This window comes from Paenibacillus sp. AR247 (genome assembly GCF_002968895.1).
Lineage (GTDB): Bacteria > Bacillota > Bacilli > Paenibacillales > Paenibacillaceae > Paenibacillus_AQ > Paenibacillus_AQ favisporus.
The window spans coordinates 239,660-255,547 of record NZ_PCZT01000018.1; the positions used below are offsets into that span (position 1 = coordinate 239,660).

Consider the following 15,888-nt stretch of genomic DNA (forward strand, 5'->3'; position numbering starts at 1 on the left):
ATAATCTTTTCTTATCGAGAGAGGCGGAGGGACAGGCCCGATGAAGCCCGGCAACCGATTTGAGCACGGCATCCGCCGTTACTCGAATGTCATGGTGCTAATTCCTACAAGCTGCAGCTTGAGCTGCAGGTTGGCAGATGAGAAGGCAGCGACTTTTACAAATAAGGGAGCCCCTTTTCTGATTCTGTCAGAGGGGCTTTTTATTTTGCCTGGATTCGATAGAATAGACTGGTCATTTAGATAGATTATGCGAACCCTATTCGGGTAGGATAGGGGGAAGAGAGGGGGCCCTTCGGTTGATCGAACTGAAGCAGCTGACGAAAAGGTACGGCCAAGGGGCAAAGGCGACGGAGGCTTTGTCCGGGCTGAACCTCAGCATTAATAAAGGAGAAATTTTCGGCGTGATCGGCCACTCGGGCGCAGGGAAGAGCACCTTGATCAGGTGCATGAACCTGCTGGAACGCCCGACCTCCGGAGAGGTATGGGTAGGCGGCGTTAATCTGACCGGCCTGAGCAAGCAGCGGCTGCAGAACGAACGGCGGAAGATCGGAATGATTTTTCAGCATTTCAATCTGCTGAGCTCGGCGACGGTGTATGACAACATCGCCTTTCCGCTCCGGTTGGCCCGTAAGGGCAGGGCGGAGGTGGAGGCCAAGGTCAACGAGCTGATCGCGCTGGTCGGGCTGGAAGCCCATCGCAATAAATATCCGGCCCAGTTGTCGGGAGGCCAGAAGCAGAGAGTGGGCATCGCCCGCGCGCTGGCCAGCGATCCGCAGGTGCTGCTGTGTGACGAAGCGACTTCGGCGCTCGATCCGCAGACGACGGATTCGATCCTGAAGCTTCTGCTGGACATTAACCAGAGGTTTAATCTGACGATCGTCCTGATCACCCATGAGATGCACGTCATCCAGAGCATCTGCGACCGGGTGGCCGTGATCCATCAAGGCGGCATCGTTGAAGAGGGAGCGGTCACGGACGTATTCCTGAAGCCGCAGCACCCCGTGACCAAGGATTTTGTCCGCGGGGAGCAGAGCCAGGGCGAACCGCTTGAGCTGGCTGCCCAGGCTTCCGGAACGGGTTCGGCGCAGGCTGTGAAAATTACGTTTCTCGGCAGCAAAACGTACGAGTCCATCTTGTCCCGGACCGTGCGCGAGACGGGGGCGGATTTCGCCATCCTGCAGGGCACCATTTCCACCATTAAAGATACCCCGTACGGGCAGCTGATTGTCCGCTTTGAGGGCGGACGGGAGCAGATCGCTGCGACGCTCGCGAAGCTGAGCGAGCAAGGGCTTGACGTGGAGGTGATGAACTGATGTGGGGTTTGGATTTTTCCTCGGTTGACTGGAACGAGATCGGCGTAGCCACCCTGGATACGCTGAAAATGCTCGGAGCTTCCGCGGTGTTCACCTTTATCCTCGGTCTTCCGATCGGCGTCGTGCTGTTTATGGCATCGCGCTCGACGACGGGCTGGGTGCGTGCCGTCTATGCGGTCATTTCCTTTATCGTGAACATCCTCCGTTCGGTCCCGTTTATCATCCTGATCGTCGCCCTGATCCCGGTTACGAAAGCGATCGTCGGCGTCACCTTCGGGGTGCTGGGAACGATTCCGCCGCTGGTGATCGGCGCTGCGCCGTTCTTCGCCAGACTGGTGGAAACGTCGCTGCGCGAAGTGGACCGCGGCGTAATCGAGGCGGCGCATTCGATGGGCGCTTCGACCTGGCAGGTCATCACGCGGGTGCTGCTGCCCGAAGCAAGACCGGGCCTGCTGGCCGGAATTACGATTACGGTCGTGACACTCGTATCCTATACGGCGATGTCGGGGATGGTTGGCGGAGGCGGTCTCGGCGATTTGGCGATCCGCTACGGTTATTACCGCTATGAAACGACCGTCATGATTATTTCCGTCATCTTCATGATCGTGCTGGTGCAGCTGCTGCAAATGGCGGGCGACCGGGCTGGTGCGTCACTTTACCAGAAAGTAAGGCGTACAACGTGTTTGGCTCACAGTCATGACAACGTGTTTGGCTCACAGTCATGCATCCGGATCACCGGATTTGACCTGGAAAGGCAAGGCAGGTAACATCAAAGCACTGCCTTTCTAATATAAATCATATTATTCTTATGAATTTAAGGGGGATTTACCAATGAAAAAATGGCTCGTTTCTTTTCTGACCTTGGCCCTGGTTGTCGTGCTCGCCGCGTGCGGCAGCAAGCCGAATAACAGCAGCAGCGATGCTGCGGGCGAATCCGCGGACAAACCGGCTGCAGCCGAAACGGTTACACTGACGGTTGGCGCGACGGCGAAGCCTCATGCCGAAATTTTGAAGCATATCCAGCCTGCGCTTGAAAAAGAGGGCGTGAAGCTCGTCATCAAAGAGTTTTCCGATTATGTGCAGCCGAACGTGCAGACGTTCCAGAAACAGCTCGACGCCAACTTTTTCCAGCATCAGCCTTACCTTGACAATGAAAACAAACAGCGTAAGATGGACCTTGTTCCGGTCGTAGGCGTTCACCTGGAGCCGCTTGGTGCTTATTCCAAAAAGGTGAAGAGCGCTGACGAAATTCCGGACGGCGCAATCGTCGGCATTCCGAACGATGCAACAAACGGCGGACGCGCGCTCAGCCTGCTGGCCAAGCAAGGCTTGATTACTTTGAAAGATCCGAACAAAGTCGAATCCACGGTGAAGGACATTACCGCGAATCCGAAAAACCTGAAAATCAAGGAAGTCGATGCTGCAATGCTGCCGCGTCAGCTGAGCGAATTCGACCTGGCCGTCATCAACACCAACTACGCCCTGGAAGCCAGCCTTGATCCAACGAAAGACGCGCTCTTCATCGAAGGCAAAGATAGCCCTTATGTTAACATTCTGGTGGCCCGTCCGGATAACAAGGACTCCGATGCCATCAAGAAGCTGGCTGCTGCTCTGACTTCCGACGACGTGAAGAAGTTCATCGAAGACACGTATAAAGGTGCCGTTATCCCGGCATTCTAAAGCCTGCGCAATGGCGCAGCACAGCCGCAAGGGGTTCATCCCCTGCGGCTTTTTTATTTGCATCTGCGTCGGGCAAACATTTTTTATTTGGCTCGCTTTTCCCCGCTGCCCGGTGTACTGGGTTTCCAAGTTGCGGCGGTGCCGTGAAATCTTTTATACTATACAGGATCAATGATCTTGCGTGAGGTTTGTACATACATACACCATTATATTTTTAATAGGAATGATGTGTCTCGAATGGTTAAAAGGATGGGAAATTCGGATAGCAGAAAGGAGGGTGGCATTTTGAGGGGAAAGGTTGCCCTGATCACAGGCAGTGCCAAGGGACTTGGCAAAATGACGGCGCTCACGCTGGCACGTTCCGGCTGCGACGTCGCGCTTAACTATGTCCACAGCCGCCGCGAAGCGGAGGAACTGCGGGCGGTCATCGAGGGACTGGGCGTGCGCAGCATCGCCGTGCAAGCTGATGTCTCCGACACGGGCCAGCTGGAGCATTTGGTGGCTCGCGTCGAGTCCGAGCTCGGCAGTCCGGACATCGTCGTGAACAACGCAGGCCCTTTTATCCGCGAGCGTAAACGGTTCTCCGATTATACCCAGGCGGAAATTTTGTCGCTCATCCAGGGCAATCTGGTCGGCACGATGCTGTTGGACCATTTGGTGCTGCCTGCGATGCGGACTAAGCGCTGGGGAAGAATTGTCCACTTCGGCTTCGGCCATGCGGCGGAATCGAGAGCGTGGCCGCACCGGGCGGTGTACGCCGCCGCCAAGACCGGACTGGTTTCTTTTACGAAGACGCTGGCGGTCGAGGAGGCCCCGTACGGCATTACGGTGAATATGGTGTGTCCCGGGGACATCCGCGGGGATAACAAAGAGAAGACCATTGCCGAGGTCGCCGGATTGCAGGACGGCGAGACGCCGCGGGGCAGACCCGGCAGCGGCGAGGATATCGCGCGCGTGATCGAGTACTTGTGCCGCGACGCTTCCGATTTTATCACCGGCAACATTATGGACATCTCCGGCGGGCTGGATCCGATCCGTCCCTGGATTGGTCCGGCAGATCACGGGATGTGACTGCCAGAGATGGCGTCCCACGCCACAAAAAAAGAAGAGACCCGTCTTCGATGAAGTCAGGTCTCTTCTTGCTATTGAATGGGATTAGAATACTTGAATAACATCGTTGATTCCTTCAACTTCCTCAACGAGGGCGCGTTCGATCCCGGCTTTCAATGTAATGGTGGAGCTTGGGCAGCTGCCGCAGGCACCCATCAGTTTCAACTTCACGATGCCGTCTTCCACGTCAACCAATTCGACGTCGCCGCCATCGCGTTGAAGGAACGGGCGAAGCTTATCAAGCACTTCTGCTACATCATCATACATGGTGCTCTGTGCGTTTTCGCTCATTGATTTCAACTCCTTTCCTGTAATTCTTATTATATTACAAACCGAGACAAAATAAAATGGCTATATATGCTGCATCGGACAAGACCGTTGATATTATCTGCTTCACCCGGTAAACTAAGATAAGGCCTACCTAAGAATCAATACCTAAAGCAGGTGATATCATTGAGACCCATCATCGAGTTTTGCACCAACAACATGCATTTCGGAACCGATGAAGTCATGGAGAAGCTGGAGGAGAATCCGGATTACGACGTTATCGAATACGGATGCCTGAGCAATTGCGGCCAATGCGCCATGATGCCCTTCGCCATGGTGAACGGTGAGATTATAGATGCTGACAGCGCCGATGAGCTGTACGAGGCCATTATGGCCAAAATAAAAGAACTCGAGGCTTGGGACAGCCTCGAGCTGGATTAGCCGAAATGGCGTCTGGACTTCCAGAGTACCCCGCTTTTTAACAGGCGGGGTACTCTTCCTTTTACCGAAGTTTTCCCCATTAGGCCAAAGCCTGCCTTGCTGCCAAGCGATCCCAGGGTTCCACGAAGGTGGATCTTGTGGATTTTCGGCGTCTCTCCTTTCCAGAGCGCATGAATCACGTCGGCCACTTGCTTGGCCTGAGCTCCTGCCGCCTGGGCGCTGGGAGCGAACGGAATGCTGGCGCAGTCCCCCACAACATACACTTCCGGGTAATCCGGAATTTGGGAATACGTGTTGACCACGACCCGGCCCCCCGGATCCTTCGGCACGTTCAAATCCTGAACGACCTTCACCGGCTGAATGCCGCCCGTCCAAACCGCGGCGTCGGTGTAGATTGCTTCATCCCCGTTATAGACGATACCGTCTTCCACCCGGCACACGGATATGTGGGAGCGCGTATTCACTTCATGATCCATGAACCACTGCTCCACGTACAAGGAAACCGTCTGCGGGAAGGAGGAGAGCACCCGGCTGCCCCGGTCCAGAATCGTGATGTTAAGATCCGGACGGCTCTCCCGCAGCTCCGCAGCCGTTTCAACGCCGCTGAGGCCGCCGCCGATAATATGTACGTTTCCGTACGGCTTGACATCATTCAAGCGCTGATAGGTTTGGCGAGTGCTTGAGAACGTCTGGATGCTGTTCGTGAATTGATCCGCGCCAGGTATGCCGTGATAACGGTCGGTACAGCCCAGGGCGATCGTCAGGTAGTCGTATTCGATCGGGTCGTCGCCTTCGAGGTGCACCCGCTTGCCTTCCAGATCGATGGATGTGACTTCGCCGTATTTTTTCGTGAGCTGGGGATGGTTCGGAAACTGGATGCGCAGATCATAGTCGCTTGCCGTCCCTGCCGCAAGCGCGTAATACTCGGTTTTAATGCCTTGGAAAGGCATGCGGTCAATCAAAATCAGCTCCATATCTTGGGGGAAGTGGTTGTTCAGGAGACCTTGAATCAATGCAAGGCCTCCGTAACCTCCACCCAGGATGACGAATTTTCTCATATGTCCGTCTTTCCTTTCTCATACGTCGGCTTTGAGGTAAGGTATAAAATTCCTCTTACTTATTCATAAACTTTTATTTCATTATAAAACGTGTCGCGTTCCACCGGAATGCGTCCGGCGCCTTTGACTAGCCAGATCAGCTCATCGCGGGTGAGGCCTTCCGGAGTGAGCGCGCCTGCGGCGTGGCTGATGCGTTCCTTAAGGATGGTGCCATGGACGTCGGATGCGCCGAAGCTCAGCGCAACCTGGGTCAGCTGCGGCCCGATATTAATGAAGTAAGCCTTCACGTGGTCGATGTTGTCCAGCATCAGACGGCTGATGGCAATGGTCTTCAGATCCTCGTAGGCGGAGTTACGGCGCATGATGCCGGCATTTTTATTTCTTGGCTGCATGGAAAGAGGAATAAATACCATAAATCCGTTCGTTTCGTCCTGAAGGTCGCGAATCTGCATCATGTGGCGGATCCGGTCTTCATGGGACTCGATCGATCCGTACAGCATGGTAGTATGCGTCTTCATGCCCAGGTTATGCGCCGTCCGGTGCACCTCGAGGTATTGCTCGACGTTAGCCTTTTCCACCCGCATTTTTTTACGGTATTGGTCGGACAAAATTTCCGCACCGCCGCCGGTCAGCGATTTCAGTCCCGCTTTTTGCAGCTCCTGCAGCACTTCCTTGATGCTGAGGCCGCTGATGCGGGTGAAGAAGTCGATTTCAGCCGCTGTGTAGGCTTTAAGCGTTACGTCCGGGAAGCGGTCGGTCAGCGCCTGCAAGGAATCCACATAGTATTGGAAAGGCACGTGCGGGTTATGTCCGCCAACGATATGGAATTCCCGGACGCCCGGATGAATGTGCTGCTCAATGTATTCGACCATTTCAGGACCGGAATACGTATAGGAGCCTTCATCACCAAGGCTTTGCGGAAGTTGCAGAACGCGCAGTGCGCCTCGCAGACGTTGGTAAAGTACAGGCTCATGTTTTCGATGAAATANACTTTTTTGCCGTTCTTGCGCAGGTTGGCTTCGTTCGCCAGCTGCCCCAGCGTCAGCAGATCATCGGTTTCATACAGAAATACTCCATCCTCGAGGTTCAGCCGCTCACCTTGGCGGACCTTCTCGATGATTTCCTGCATGCGTCTTTCGGTGTTCGATGTTACAATAGTGGACATTTCCATTCCTCCTGTTCGCATTTTGGTCGTGCGGAAGACACGCCCTTTGCAGGACGCAAGAGTCAACCCGCAGCGCCTGGAAGGAGTCCGGCGTTCAACCCGTCCAGTCGATTTGCCAATTTTATCGGTCAGCGTCTTCCATGTACCGCAGAGGATATGTATTCAGCGGATCATCCAAGCCGTAAGGCCAGACGCTTTGGTAAGCACTCCGGAGAGGCTTTTGGCCGGTAAAGAAAAAGTAGGGGCCCGCCTTTTTTAGATTATAGAATGTATAAATTTTTCAACGAAGCCAAGCTGAAAGAAATGCTCGCCGAACAGGAAATTCCGGGGATGTTCCTTCGTCTTGGGGTACAGGCCGGCGGATGCAGCGGATTTTCTTACGCCATGGGCTTCGACGATGCCGAAACCGAAGACGATGTATACATGGACGTTAACGACATGAAGGTGGTCGTGGATAAAGAAAGCCTCCGCCTGATTGACGGGCTGGAAATCGACTTTGAGGAGTCCGGCATGAGCGGCGGATTCACCATGAACAATCCGAACGCTACGGCGACCTGCGGATGCGGCGCTTCGTTCCGTACAGCGCTCGACGCAGGCAAACCGGCTCCTGAGGAGTGCTAACGGGCACGCACTGCGGATGAATAAGACAAAAGGCTCACACCCTCTTCGTCCAGAAGCAGGTTGTGAGCCTTTTTTTGTTCGTTAGGAGAGCCCGGGAACGATAAACGTTTTGTTCACCATCATGACGAGCATGGCCGCCGCCACGATTGAAAAGGCGATGCAGCAGGTGCCGAGCCCTTTGCGTCTGTCTTTCAGAAATTTAAAGCCCAAAGCAAAGATTAAAACGGTTGTCACGACCAGAGCAAGGGACATGCCGATCATGCCGACCCAGTATAATACCCCGAAAAATTGAGCCACAGCTGTTATCCTCCTTCGCAGGATATTCCAAATTTACACACTTCATTTCATTATATCCGATTTAGACAGGCACGCCAAGGCTCCGCTATCCCCCGTTTTTATGCGTTTATCCTTTTCTATGCACAAACATACAGGAGGGAACCTGTAGATACGAGTATGTTAATAACATAGGAGCATAGAAAGGAGGCGACAACATGGGGGGAAGACAGCTGGCAAGCAAATGGCTGAAGACCGAAGCGCTGCTGACGGATCCGGATGTTGCCCCATATATTCCGCAGACCCGGTCTATGAGCCGGGAGAATCTCCAGCAAATGCTGGGGATGTATGACTTTGTCGTCGTAAAACCGGTCGTCGGCGGAGGCGGTTACGGTGTCATGAAAATATCCCGTACCGGCAGCGGTTATAGTATAACCCGCTTCTCTCAAACCTATTATTTTGACAGCTTCTCCGGCATGTACAGCGGTTTTCGGAAGCTAAAGGTGAGAAGGACCTATTTAATTCAGCAGGGGATTAAATTGGCCAAGGTCGATGGGCGTCCGATCGATTACCGTGTCAAATACGTCAAAGTGGACGATCGTTGGGTCATTACCGCAATGGTGGGACGAGTCGCGCGCAGCGGACTATTCGTAACCAATCTGTGCAAGGGCGGTTATTTGCTGAAAGGCCGCGTTGGCCTGAGCCGTTCCCTGCCGCAGATTTCTTCCAAAGTAAAGCTTAAAGAGATGCGTTCCCTTACCCGGCGCTGTACGGCAATTCTGGAGCGGCGTTTTCCCGGCATCGGCGAGCTCGGCTTTGACTACGGCCTGGACGACAGCGGGAGAATTTGGATTTTTGAAGTAAATACGCGCCCACAATAAACCAAACTGGCAATGTTTGGGAGATTATAGACGGGGTAATATCATTATATAAGACTATGAAAATGTAAAAATATTTTTAAAGCCGGGTCGTATGCACAGCACCTGTGTATAACGTTTATCCCCAAAATCCACTGCATTTTTATTGGTATTCCGACACTTGCTAACAAATTATACACAGGATTTCCACAACAGGTTGTGGATAAAGCGAACGCTTGTTCTCTTATGCGATGTTTGATATGATAGGTTTGAGGAAAATTAAGGAAAGGATGTGAAGATAATGGCTATGTTGTCGGATGAATTGCTGCTCGATTCTTATCATATGGCCGTGGAACTCATGCTGGATCATGATTTCATCGCTTTACTCCTGGCCGAAATCCACAAGAGGAATCTAGAGACTTCATCAGAGAGTTTAGTTCATTAGGACACATCCCGGTACACATCCACAAATGCTGTTGTACTATAAGCTGCATATGACGTGGAAGTTATGGAAGGTGTGGAGGTGTAACATCTATTTTCCAGATTGGCAGCATCGCAACAAAATGAGGGTATCCTATCTGAATCATGATTTCATGACGATCAGATCAGGATACCCTCTTTTTTTGTGGCCCAATTTGCGCGTACCTCGGGCTAGAGTTTCATATTGCTGCTGTGGCCGGGAGACAGCTTAGCTTCCGGATCAATGTATACCTTCGCGTTATTGACCGCGGTCGGCGCCTCGCCGAATCCTACGGCGATAAGCTTCAGTTTGCCCGGATACGTGGTGATGTCTCCGGCGGCGAATACGCCGGGGATGTTCGTCTCCATGCGGGAATCCACCACGATGGAGTTGCTCTCGATCTGAATGCCCCAATCGGAGATCGGGCCAAGGGAGGATACGAAGCCAAAGTTCACGATGACGTCGTCGACTTCGATCTCCTGCGTTTCTTTGGTTTTCACATGGGACAAGGTCACCTTGGTAATCGTGTCTTCCCCGTGCAGGGCGGTGATTTCCGTCGGCGTCACGACCTGAACCTTGGAAGCCATCAAATTCTCGACGCTGTGCTCATGCGCACGGAATTTGTCGCGGCGGTGAATCAGTGTGACCTGCTCGGCGATCGGCTCCAGCATGAGCGCCCAGTCTACCGCGGAGTCTCCGCCGCCGCTGATCAGCACCTTTTTCCCCTTGAAGCGGTTTAAGTCATTCACAAAGTAGTGCAGATTCGTTTTCTCAAATTTCCTAGCGTCTTCAAGCTCCAGTCTGCGGGGTTCAAAGGCTCCGACCCCGGCCGTAATAATGACGGCTTTGGAGTGGTATTCGCCTTTATCGGTCGTCACCACAAAATGGCGCTCGTCCTGCTTAACGAGGGAAGTAACCTTTTCCTCCAGGCGTACGTTCGGCTGGAACAAGTCCATCTGCTTTTGCAGATTGTCGACCAGCTCCTGTGCCGTTACTTTAGGGAATCCGGCCACGTCATAAATGTATTTCTCGGGATATAAGGCTGCAAGCTGCCCGCCAAGCTGGGGCATACTTTCAATGAGTGTGACTGATGCCTGGCGCATCCCGCAATAGAAAGAAGCGAACATGCCTGCAGGACCTCCTCCGATAATGAGCAGGTCGGTTATGTCAGCCGGCTGCGATGTCATTAGTGTAAGCACCTCCAACAAATATAAATAAGAACGCTAGCGAAATTAAGCACGCTGTATATTCTTCAAATTCCATCTCATTATAATACATCCGGGCTTCGGCTGAAAAGTTTACATCCTATTTTGCAAATTCTCCGTTTGGATAAGAGAATAAACTTGCCTGAAAACTGGAATGAAAAGGGAAATGAAAACAGCATGGATGCTCTCTTGGAAGGCCAAATAATACTTGATCTTTTATGGGAAAGTGGCTATCATTTTAGTTATGTGCGGGCAGGTTTTGGTAGTATCCCCGCTGTTTTTTTTCTTACACAGGCTGCCTGTGATAAAAAGATTCATTGAAGTTCAAACTAATGTGTAATATTTCACAATAACATTTGTAATGGTTCACAAATATATATAGAGACCGACATTTTGGAAGGAGCAAGATGATGAGCAACATTCCCAAGATAGTAATCCTTGGTGCGGGTTACGGCGGCATCCTGACAGCACAGCGCCTTCAAAAGGAATTGAATTATAATGAAGCGGACGTAACGCTTGTTAACCGTCACGATTACCATTATATTACGACCCATTTGCATATGCCCGCTGCCGGTACGGACAGCGTCGAGAATACACGGGTACCGATTTCGAAGCTGATTGACGAATTCAAGATCGATCTGGTCAAATCCTCCGTTCAGGAAATCCGTCCGCATGAGAAGAAGGTCATCCTGGAGGACGGGACGCTCTCCTACGATTTCCTGGTCATTGCCCTTGGCGGGGAATCCGAAACCTTCGGCATTCCGGGGATGGCCGAATATGCGATGACGATCCGCAGCATCAACTCGGTGCGGCTGATCCGTAAGCATATCGAGTACCAGTTCGCGCTGTATAAAAATGAACGCAGTCCGCAGGAAAGAATCAATTTTGTCGTCGGGGGAGCGGGCTTCAGCGGCATTGAGTTTGTTGCCGAGCTGGCCGACCGCATTCCGGCACTGTGCAAGGAATACGATGTCGATCCGAATCTTGTGAATGTCTACAATGTGGAAGCGGCGCCAACGGCGCTGCCTGGTTTTGCTCCGGAGCTCGTGGAATATGCCATGGAGGTGCTCCGCAAGAAAGGCGTAACCTTCAAAATCGGCGTGGCCATCAAAGAATGCAAGCCGGACGGCGTAGTGCTTGCGACCGGTGAAGAGATCAAGGCGGCTACGGTGGTGTGGACCGGAGGAATCCGCGGCAACCATATGATTGAAGCGGCCGGCTTTGAAACGGCAAGAGGCCGGGTGAAGGTTGACGAGTACTTGCGGGCGCCTGGTAGCGACCACATCTATGTCATCGGGGACAACGCCCTGATTATGAATCCGGAAGGGCGTCCGTATCCTCCGACGGCGCAGATCGCGATGCAGCAGGGCGTGTGCTGCGCTCATAATATCGTCACGGCAATCCGCGGCCAGCAGCCGAAAAAGTTCGAATTCAGCAACAAGGGCACCGTCGCTTCCCTGGGTAAAGGCGAAGGTATCGCTGTAGTAGGCGACAAGCATATAAAGGGCTGGCGGGCAGCTCAATTGAAGAAGATCGTAGATATGCGCTACCTATTTATTATCGGCGGCATTCCGCTGGTATTGAAGAAAGGAAAATTCCTGTAATGAGGCACTGCAGTGTTCAAGTCCGCGCATTGTTGACCCGGGACGAACTGGACCGTTATAACGCCTTGATGGAAGTGGGATCCTTCCTCGAGGACCAGAACCGGTACGATCTGTCGTACACGGTCCAAAAGGAAGTGGACATCCTCATCCTGCCGGCCATTGAAAGGCTGAAGGAAAAGGGAAGGGACCGCGACCGGGCGACCGCCGAATTTTTGGAGTCGATGAAATCGCAGCAGGATGAACAAGAGGAAGAGGACTAAGGAAACAGCAAAAAGGTTTGCCCTGAATTACTCGGGGCAAACCTTTTTTGTATAGTAAGTATTCTATATTTTCAGCATGTCCTCAAAAGATTCCTGCGTCAGAATCGCTCCTACGAAGAAGCCGCCGAATTCGGCATAGCGGGCGCTGACTTCATCAAAGCGCATTTCATAGACTAGCTTCTTGAATTGAAGCGCGTCCTCGGCGAACAGGGTAACTCCCCATTCCCAATCGTCGAATCCGATGGAGCCGGTAATGATCTGCTTCACTTTGCCTGCATAGCTGCGGCCGATCAGCCCGTGGCTGCGCATCATGTTGCGGCGATCGTCCATGTCAAGCATGTACCAGTTGTCGGCCTGATCGCGCTTTTTGTTCATCGGGTAGAAGCAGATGTATTTCGTCTTCGGCAGGATCGGCTTCAGACGGGCAACGACATGCGGATTTTCCATCGGGTCACCTTCGCCGGAACCGGCGAGATAGTTGCTGAGCTCGACGACGCTGACGTAGGAATAGGACTTCGTCGTATATTGCGCAAACAGCGTTTTGTTAAACGCAGTCTCGATGGCGTTCAGGTCTTCAAGCGTTTCGCGCAGGTGCATGAACACAAAATCGGCCTTCTGTCCGATGATGCTGTACACTGCTGTGCTGCCCTGCTTGCTGGATTCCACCTCGGACCATTCGTTCAGGAACGCCTGGAGCTCGTCCAGCGCCATGGCGCGGTCTTCGTCGTCGGCGGCCTTCCATGCCGCCCAGTTCATGGAACGGAAATCGTGGAGAGCGTACCAGCCCTCCAGAGTTGATGCTGCTTCATTCATGTATATATCACTCCTATAAGTAGTTGCCTGTATGCGGATCCGAAGGTTACTTATTGGACCCGGGTATCAGGGTCGTTGACCTTTTTCTTCATTGTAGCTCAACCGCAAGCGCAAGAGCAAACGAAGACACAATCTATTCACCGATTGTTCGTTGATTCGTGACCGTTTTTTTAGTAAACTAACTACTAGTCCACAAAACGTGGCAAGACTGTGAACGGCCTGTTTGTATCCGTTTTAGCGGGGCGAAACAAAAGAAGAGGTGACTTGGCTGAGATGCAATTTATACCCGTTCTCGTGCTGATGGTGTTATTTTTTGTCATGATGTTCGGCATCGGCTTTATTTTGAATATGTTAATGAAAACGACCTGGTTCCCTTGCTATTTGTTTGTCATCGTTATTTTACCGGTGGTCGTATACTCTTTATGGGACCGCAGCCAAATGTCGCTGCTCAGTCACTTGGAGTCTTTTCGCGTAGTCGACTATTTAACGGGGGTAGCCGGACTGGCAGGCGCGGTCATCAGCGGCTGGTCCATCCAGAAGCTTCGCAGAAGCGGATTTAAAATGTTCTAGGCCGGCAAATCGGCCGATTTCGAAACAGCTCTCCACCCGGGGGGCTGTTTTGCGCTATCCCGGCGCTGAAGGGTTGAATGATGGGGGGACGGATGGATGTGGAGAAAAGCATTGGGTCTGGTGCTTGCCGCCGGGCTGATGGCGGGAGGTTCGTTACCAAACGGGATGGCGGCCTCCGCAGGAGAGCAGACTATGATTCCGCTCCGGATTGCGGCCGAGGCGCTTGGCGCCAAGGTGCTGTGGGACGGGACGGACAAGCGGGTTCAGGTCTCGCTCGGCAAAACCCGCTGGAAAATCTCGCCCGGCAGCAAGCAGTCCTTATTGGACCAAGCGCCGTATGAACTTGCGCGTACCGCGGTGACGGACGGCGGCGGAGCGCTGCTCGTGCCGCTCCAATCGTTTACCGGGGCTTTGGGCATCCGAGGAACTTGGGCGGACCATCGCTGGTCCCTCGATCCGGATGACTGGAAGGGGCGGGCGATCTACTGGATGACCCTGCTGCGCCAGGGGGAATGGGAAGAGGCGGGACGGATGATGGATGCGTCCTTATCGGCGGCGTATCCGCCTTCGTCGCTTCCCAAGTACGAAGATCGGCTGGAAAAGCTGTACGGCCTCGACTGGAGCCTGCTGCATGCCGAAGCCTATACGGATTCCGTACGCAGCAACGCCCGCCTGGTCTATCAGACGCCAAAAGGAGAGTCGTTCGGCATGGAGCTCCGGTTCAGCCCTGAGGGGCTGCTGAACGATATCGCCTGGATCGAAAATGTCACAAGCAGCTATCGGCCACCCGCCTATGACCACCCGGAAAAGTACACGGAGGAAGAAGTGCAGGTCGGCCAGAGCCCTCTGCTCCTTCCAGGCACGCTGACGCTCCCCCGGAACGTTCAGGAGAAGGTTCCCGCGCTTGTGCTCGTCCATGGCTCCGGCCCCAATGACCGGGACGAGTCTTCCGGCGGAGGCAAGCTGTTCAGGGACCTGGCGGTGGGGCTGGCCGGCGAAGGGATTGCGGTGCTCCGCTACGAAAAGCGGACGCGGGAATACCCGCTTCGTTCCGCCACCCCGTCCTTTACCGTCCAGGAGGAGACGGTCGACGATGCCGTCAGCGCCGCTGCCCTGCTGGCCGCCGATCCAAGGATCGACCCGCAGCAGATTTACGTGCTCGGCCACAGCCAAGGCGGAATGCTTGTCCCGCGCATCATCGCTTCGGATGCGGGAAAGCATATCGCCGGCGCGATCGTGATGTCCGCCCCATCCGGACCGCTGGAGGACCTGATGCTGATGCAGTACCGGGGAATATTAGGGCGGGCGGAAGAAGAGGGAGCTTCGGATGAGAAGCTGGCCCGTCTGCAAAAGCAGGTGGACACATGGGAAAAAGCCGTCGCTTTGCTGAAGGACCCCGGTTATTCGAAGGAGCATCTGCCGGAACATTTTCCGCTGCCGAACGCGTATTGGTGGTTCGATTTCAGAAACTACAGCGGGCCACTGCTCGCCAGAAATCAGAACGTCCCGATGTACATTCTCCAGGGGGAGAATGACGTGCAGGTCCCTCCGCCGAGCCTCAAGGTGTGGAGAAGTGCGCTGAGCCAACGAAAAGACGTAGCCTTTAAGTCATATCCGGGACTTAATCATATGTATATATATTATAGTAAGAACTCGACAGGCGAGGAGTACAAGCTGCCCGGCAATGTACCCGAGGAGGTCATCACCGATGTCGCAAGCTGGATTCATTTGGGGATGAAAGACTTGTCGAAAAACGGAGAAGAAGCGGACCCTTTTGTGATAGAATAGAGAAAGTCTACGAATCGATGGGAGGGAGCATAGATTATGCATATGAAGAGCCTGCTGCATTTTACCGAAAACCACCGGTACTGCGTGTTCCGCGATTTTGGTTTAAGCAGCCTCGACAACCGAATGCTCAGCTCCGTATACCAGCCCATGGTCGGGGCATTTGCCATCAGCTTATACCACCTGCTGTTTCAGCATATCCCGGCAGAGAAGCTGGGCTACTCCCGGGTTGAACAGCAGCGGCGCATTTTCCTGTCGCTTGGGCTTGAGCCGAGCGAAAAGGGACGCAAATATCTGATTGAGCAGGCTTCCCGTCTGGAAGCGGTGGGGCTGCTGCAATCCTGCCGGATTTACGTGCCCGAGCAGGAAGATTACATGTACGAATACGAGCTCCAGGCACCGCTCT

At 53.4% G+C, this 15,888-nt stretch carries 17 protein-coding genes, 3 pseudogenes and 1 riboswitch; of the genes and pseudogenes, 14 read left to right on the forward strand and 6 right to left on the reverse strand.

From position 1 onward, the window contains the following. The first annotated feature begins 8 nt into the window (after positions 1-8). Positions 9-144, forward strand: a riboswitch (SAM riboswitch). Positions 145-296: 152 nt separating this feature from the next. From CPT76_RS26870 to CPT76_RS26885, 4 genes and pseudogenes are all read left to right on the forward strand, one after another. Beyond that, on the forward strand, positions 297-1,313 hold the full coding sequence (locus CPT76_RS26870; RefSeq protein ID WP_105445076.1) for a methionine ABC transporter ATP-binding protein: 1,017 nt from the start codon (positions 297-299) through the stop codon (positions 1,311-1,313). Further along, positions 1,313-1,982: pseudogene (locus CPT76_RS26875) on the forward strand (methionine ABC transporter permease). Before CPT76_RS26870 ends, CPT76_RS26875 begins: the two are co-directional and overlap by 1 nt. A gap of 162 nt (positions 1,983-2,144) precedes the next feature. Then, a complete protein-coding gene (locus CPT76_RS26880) occupies positions 2,145-2,993 on the forward strand; it encodes a MetQ/NlpA family ABC transporter substrate-binding protein (protein WP_105445078.1) in 849 nt (282 codons plus the stop codon). A gap of 285 nt (positions 2,994-3,278) precedes the next feature. Beyond that, entirely contained in the window at positions 3,279-4,064 is a 786-nt protein-coding gene (locus tag CPT76_RS26885; protein ID WP_105445079.1) for an SDR family oxidoreductase, read from the forward strand. Between the two features lie 84 nt (positions 4,065-4,148). Here the strand turns inward: CPT76_RS26885 and CPT76_RS26890 are convergent, their stop codons facing one another. Beyond that, positions 4,149-4,394: a NifU family protein gene (locus CPT76_RS26890; protein ID WP_094599257.1), complete on the reverse strand. Its 246-nt coding sequence runs from the start codon at positions 4,392-4,394 to the stop codon at positions 4,149-4,151. A 162-nt stretch (positions 4,395-4,556) separates the two neighbouring features. On the opposite strand from CPT76_RS26890, the gene CPT76_RS26895 reads away from it, so the two are divergent. Continuing rightward, positions 4,557-4,811 (forward strand): YuzB family protein, encoded by a 255-nt coding sequence (locus CPT76_RS26895; RefSeq protein WP_076173719.1) that lies wholly within the window; start codon positions 4,557-4,559, stop codon positions 4,809-4,811. Here the strand turns inward: CPT76_RS26895 and CPT76_RS26900 are convergent. Continuing rightward, positions 4,808-5,869: an NAD(P)/FAD-dependent oxidoreductase gene (locus tag CPT76_RS26900; RefSeq protein ID WP_105445080.1), complete on the reverse strand. Its 1,062-nt coding sequence runs from the start codon at positions 5,867-5,869 to the stop codon at positions 4,808-4,810. The genes CPT76_RS26895 and CPT76_RS26900 overlap by 4 nt on opposite strands. 59 nt (positions 5,870-5,928) lie before the next feature. After that, positions 5,929-7,034: pseudogene (gene mqnE, locus CPT76_RS26905) on the reverse strand (aminofutalosine synthase MqnE). Between the two features lie 267 nt (positions 7,035-7,301). On the opposite strand from mqnE, the gene CPT76_RS26910 reads away from it, so the two are divergent. Continuing rightward, the gene (locus CPT76_RS26910) at positions 7,302-7,655 is read left to right on the forward strand and encodes a HesB/IscA family protein (RefSeq protein ID WP_105445081.1); all 354 of its coding nucleotides are present in this window, start codon (positions 7,302-7,304) and stop codon (positions 7,653-7,655) included. Positions 7,656-7,736: 81 nt separating this feature from the next. Here the strand turns inward: CPT76_RS26910 and CPT76_RS26915 are convergent, their stop codons facing one another. Beyond that, the gene (locus CPT76_RS26915) at positions 7,737-7,952 is read right to left on the reverse strand and encodes a hypothetical protein (RefSeq protein WP_076173723.1); all 216 of its coding nucleotides are present in this window, start codon (positions 7,950-7,952) and stop codon (positions 7,737-7,739) included. A 194-nt stretch (positions 7,953-8,146) separates the two neighbouring features. Between CPT76_RS26915 and CPT76_RS26920 the strand changes: the two genes are divergently transcribed. Beyond that, on the forward strand, positions 8,147-8,809 hold the full coding sequence (locus tag CPT76_RS26920; RefSeq protein ID WP_105445082.1) for a YheC/YheD family protein: 663 nt from the start codon (positions 8,147-8,149) through the stop codon (positions 8,807-8,809). A 277-nt stretch (positions 8,810-9,086) separates the two neighbouring features. Continuing rightward, positions 9,087-9,230, forward strand: coding sequence for a sporulation histidine kinase inhibitor Sda (gene sda / locus CPT76_RS26925; RefSeq protein WP_089548462.1), 144 nt, complete (start codon positions 9,087-9,089; stop codon positions 9,228-9,230). A 206-nt stretch (positions 9,231-9,436) separates the two neighbouring features. On the opposite strand, the gene CPT76_RS26930 is transcribed toward sda, so the two are convergent. Further along, the gene (locus CPT76_RS26930; RefSeq protein WP_076173725.1) at positions 9,437-10,432 is read right to left on the reverse strand and encodes an NAD(P)/FAD-dependent oxidoreductase; all 996 of its coding nucleotides are present in this window, start codon (positions 10,430-10,432) and stop codon (positions 9,437-9,439) included. 156 nt (positions 10,433-10,588) lie between these two features. Between CPT76_RS26930 and CPT76_RS26935 the strand changes: the two genes are divergently transcribed. The 3 genes from CPT76_RS26935 to CPT76_RS26945 all read left to right on the forward strand — a co-directional run bounded on the left by CPT76_RS26935 (position 10,589) and on the right by CPT76_RS26945 (position 12,314). Then, positions 10,589-10,771 (forward strand): hypothetical protein, encoded by a 183-nt coding sequence (locus CPT76_RS26935; protein WP_105445083.1) that lies wholly within the window; start codon positions 10,589-10,591, stop codon positions 10,769-10,771. Between the two features lie 89 nt (positions 10,772-10,860). Then, positions 10,861-12,054 carry an NAD(P)/FAD-dependent oxidoreductase gene (locus tag CPT76_RS26940; RefSeq protein WP_076173727.1) on the forward strand — a complete coding sequence of 398 codons (1,194 nt, stop codon included), beginning with the start codon at positions 10,861-10,863 and terminating at the stop codon, positions 12,052-12,054. Continuing rightward, entirely contained in the window at positions 12,054-12,314 is a 261-nt protein-coding gene (locus CPT76_RS26945) for a hypothetical protein (protein ID WP_105445084.1), read from the forward strand. Before CPT76_RS26940 ends, CPT76_RS26945 begins: the two co-directional genes overlap by 1 nt. Before the next feature lie 63 nt (positions 12,315-12,377). Here CPT76_RS26945 and hemQ read toward each other — a convergent pair whose 3' ends face one another. Then, a complete protein-coding gene (gene hemQ / locus CPT76_RS26950) occupies positions 12,378-13,127 on the reverse strand; it encodes a hydrogen peroxide-dependent heme synthase (protein WP_105445085.1) in 750 nt (249 codons plus the stop codon). A gap of 273 nt (positions 13,128-13,400) precedes the next feature. On the opposite strand from hemQ, the gene CPT76_RS26955 reads away from it, so the two are divergent. The 3 genes and pseudogenes from CPT76_RS26955 to CPT76_RS26965 all read left to right on the forward strand — a co-directional run. Continuing rightward, positions 13,401-13,697: a YuiB family protein gene (locus CPT76_RS26955; RefSeq protein WP_076174042.1), complete on the forward strand. Its 297-nt coding sequence runs from the start codon at positions 13,401-13,403 to the stop codon at positions 13,695-13,697. 96 nt (positions 13,698-13,793) lie between these two features. Then, positions 13,794-15,485, forward strand: coding sequence for an alpha/beta hydrolase family protein (locus CPT76_RS26960; RefSeq protein ID WP_105445086.1), 1,692 nt, complete (start codon positions 13,794-13,796; stop codon positions 15,483-15,485). Between the two features lie 36 nt (positions 15,486-15,521). Further along, positions 15,522-15,888 (forward strand): annotated as a pseudogene (locus CPT76_RS26965) (helicase DnaB); the annotation flags it as partial.

What these genes read in the sequence shown, in the direction of transcription:
- CPT76_RS26880 (WP_105445078.1), top strand. Translation starts at nt 2,145, where the DNA reads ATGAAAAAATGGCTCGTTTCTTTTCTGACCTTGGCCCTGGTTGTCGTG.
- CPT76_RS26890 (WP_094599257.1), bottom strand. Translation starts at nt 4,394, where the DNA reads ATGAGCGAAAACGCACAGAGCACCATGTATGATGATGTAGCAGAAGTG.
- CPT76_RS26900 (WP_105445080.1), bottom strand. Translation starts at nt 5,869, where the DNA reads ATGAGAAAATTCGTCATCCTGGGTGGAGGTTACGGAGGCCTTGCATTG.
- CPT76_RS26910 (WP_105445081.1), top strand. Translation starts at nt 7,302, where the DNA reads ATGTATAAATTTTTCAACGAAGCCAAGCTGAAAGAAATGCTCGCCGAA.
- CPT76_RS26920 (WP_105445082.1), top strand. Translation starts at nt 8,147, where the DNA reads ATGGGGGGAAGACAGCTGGCAAGCAAATGGCTGAAGACCGAAGCGCTG.
- sda (WP_089548462.1), top strand. Translation starts at nt 9,087, where the DNA reads ATGGCTATGTTGTCGGATGAATTGCTGCTCGATTCTTATCATATGGCC.
- CPT76_RS26930 (WP_076173725.1), bottom strand. Translation starts at nt 10,432, where the DNA reads ATGACATCGCAGCCGGCTGACATAACCGACCTGCTCATTATCGGAGGA.
- CPT76_RS26940 (WP_076173727.1), top strand. Translation starts at nt 10,861, where the DNA reads ATGAGCAACATTCCCAAGATAGTAATCCTTGGTGCGGGTTACGGCGGC.
- CPT76_RS26945 (WP_105445084.1), top strand. Translation starts at nt 12,054, where the DNA reads ATGAGGCACTGCAGTGTTCAAGTCCGCGCATTGTTGACCCGGGACGAA.
- hemQ (WP_105445085.1), bottom strand. Translation starts at nt 13,127, where the DNA reads ATGAATGAAGCAGCATCAACTCTGGAGGGCTGGTACGCTCTCCACGAT.
- CPT76_RS26955 (WP_076174042.1), top strand. Translation starts at nt 13,401, where the DNA reads ATGCAATTTATACCCGTTCTCGTGCTGATGGTGTTATTTTTTGTCATG.
- CPT76_RS26960 (WP_105445086.1), top strand. Translation starts at nt 13,794, where the DNA reads ATGTGGAGAAAAGCATTGGGTCTGGTGCTTGCCGCCGGGCTGATGGCG.